Genomic DNA, 2,853 nt, shown 5'->3' with positions numbered 1-2,853 from the left:
ACCACACTTCCACCTCTGCCCTATCTACCTCGTCGTCTTCAAGGGGTCTTACTGGATTACTCCAGGGATATCTTATCTTAAGGGGGGCTTCACGCTTAGATGCCTTCAGCGTTTATCCCTTCCAAACTTGGCTACCCTGCTATGCCATTGGTATGACAACAGGTGAACCAGCGGTTCGTCCAGCCCGGTCCTCTCGTACTAAGGCCAGCTCCTTTCAGATATCCTACGCCCGCGCCGGATAGGGACCGAACTGTCTCACGACGTTCTGAACCCAGCTCGCGTACCGCTTTAATGGGCGAACAGCCCAACCCTTGGGACCTGCTACAGCCCCAGGATGCGATGAGCCGACATCGAGGTGCCAAACCACTCCGTCGATGTGAACTCTTGGGAGTGATAAGCCTGTTATCCCCAGGGTAGCTTTTATCCGTTGAGCGATGGCAATCCCACTTTCATACCACCGGATCACTAAGTCCTACTTTCGTACCTGCTCGACCCGTCGGTCTCGCAGTCAAGCTCCCTTCTGCCTTTGCACTCTTCGAATGGTTTCCGACCATTCTGAGGGAACCTTTGAGCGCCTCCGATACCCTTTCGGAGGCGACCGCCCCAGTCAAACTCCCCGCCTGACGTTGTCCCCCGACCGGCTTACGGCCGCAGGTTAGAAACCCAATACTGCAGGGGCGGTATCCCAACAGCGACTCTGTAGCAACTGACGTCACTACTTCTCAGTCTCCCGCCTATCCTGTACATGCAGTATCGAATCCCAGCATCAAACTAGAGTAAAGCTCCATGGGGTCTTTCCGTCCTGGCGCGGGTAACCAGCATCTTCACTGGTACTTCAATTTCACCGGATGCATTGTCGAGACAGCGCCCAAATCATTACGCCTTTCGTGCGGGTCGGAACTTACCCGACAAGGAATTTCGCTACCTTAGGACCGTTATAGTTACGGCCGCCGTTTACTGGGGCTTAAGTTCGCACCTTCGACCAAAGTCTAAGCACTCCCCTTAACCTTCCAGCACCGGGCAGGCGTCAGCTCATATACTTCACCTTTCGGTTTCGCATAAACCTGTGTTTTTGCTAAACAGTTGCTTGGGCCAATTCTCTGCGACCTGCTTGCGCAGGCACCCCTTCTCCCGAAGTTACGGGGTCATTTTGCCGAATTCCTTAACAATGCTTCTTCCGTCGGCCTTAGGATTCTCTCCTCATCCACCTGTGTCGGTTTACGGTACGGGTTCATAATACACAATAGCGGCTTTTCCTGACAGCTTCTCCACACACTTCGCTACCCTTATGTTCGCTACGCTTCACTCTCTCGCATTGTATGAGGGATTTGCCTCTCATACTGCTCCTTAGCTTGCACCGGTCTTTCCATTCCCGGCTTGTGCTTCGCTTCTGTGTCCCCACATTTCTGATATCATGAAGTACAGGAATCTCTACCTGTTATCCATCGACTACGTCTTTCGACCTCGCCTTAGGCCCCGACTTACCCAGAGCAGATCAGCTTTACTCTGGAAACCTTAGATATTCGGCCGATAGGATTCTCACCTATCTCTCGCTACTCATTCCGGCATTCTCTCTTCACTGAAATCCACTGCTCCTTTCGGTACAGCTTCGTCTCTCAGCGAATGCTCCTCTACCAATCATGCAAGCATGATTCCACAGCTTCGGTGTCGTGTTTTAGCCCCGGACATTTTCGGCGCAGGAACTCTCGACTAGTGAGCTGTTACGCACTCTTTGAATGAATGGCTGCTTCTGAGCCAACATCCTAGTTGTCTTCGAATTCCCACATCCTTTTCCACTTAACACGCACTTTGGGACCTTAGCTGGTGGTCTGGGCTGTTTCCCTTTTGACTACCCAACTTATCTCGTGCAGTCTGACTCCATCAGAGCATCTGGCTGGCATTCGGAGTTTGATATTCATTGGTAGGCTTTGACGCCCCCGCAAAAATTCAGTGCTCTACCTCCAGCAGACTCCTGACAGGCTAGTCCTAAAACTATTTCGAGGAGAACCAGCTATCTCCGAGTTCGATTGGAATTTCTCCCCTATCCACACCTCATCGCCACCCTTTTCAACGGATGTGCGTTCGGTCCTCCACCACCTTTTACAGCAGCTTCAACCTGGACATGGATAGATCACCCGGTTTCGGGTCTATGTTATGTGACTTTATCGCCCAGTTAAGACTTGGTTTCCCTTCGGCTCCACACTTTCCGTGCTTAACCTTGCCACACCACATAACTCGCCGGACCGTTCTACAAAAAGTACGCGGTTGCACTCGTAGGGTGCTTCCACAGCTTGTAGACACAGGGTTTCAGGTTCTCTTTCACTCCCCTCCCGGGGTTCTTTTCACCTTTCCTTCACAGTACTATGCGCTATCGGTCACTAAGTAGTATTTAGCCTTGGGGGGTGGTCCCCCCGACTTCCCACAAGGTTTCTCGTGTCTCGTGGTACTCCGGATACTGCCGCTGTCTTCCGCTTTCAAATACGAGGCTTTCACTCTCTCTGGCAGGCTTTCCCAAAACCTTTCTTCTAGCTTCTGACTCACTTTTGCAGTCCATGACCCCGGAACGCACGCGCTCCGGTTTAGGCTCTTTCCCTTTCGCTCGCCGCTACTTAGGAAATCGATGTTTCTTTCTCTTCCTCCGGGTACTTAGATGTTTCAGTTCCCCGGGTTCCCCTCCATACGTTATGTATTGGCGTATGGATGACTGAGGTTTGCTCAGCCGGGTTTCCCCATTCAGATATCTGCGGGTCAATGGATATTTGCTCCTCACCGCAGCTTTTCGCAGCTTATCACGTCTTTCTTCGGCTCTTAGTGCCAAGGCATCCACCCTGCGCCCTTATCAGCTTGACCATA

The 2,853-nt window shown here is 51.9% G+C and carries 1 rRNA gene; it reads right to left on the bottom strand.

Features of this window, described 5'->3' with window-relative positions:
- Window positions 1-2,850, bottom strand: a 23S ribosomal RNA gene (locus DW721_RS15795); the annotation flags it as partial.
- Window positions 2,851-2,853 lie beyond the last annotated feature (3 nt).

This window comes from Clostridium sp. AM27-31LB (assembly GCF_003480745.1).
In the GTDB taxonomy this organism is placed as follows: Bacteria; Bacillota; Clostridia; order Lachnospirales; family Lachnospiraceae; genus Butyribacter; species Butyribacter intestini.
This window is presented reverse-complemented; position numbering and strand designations above follow the sequence as displayed.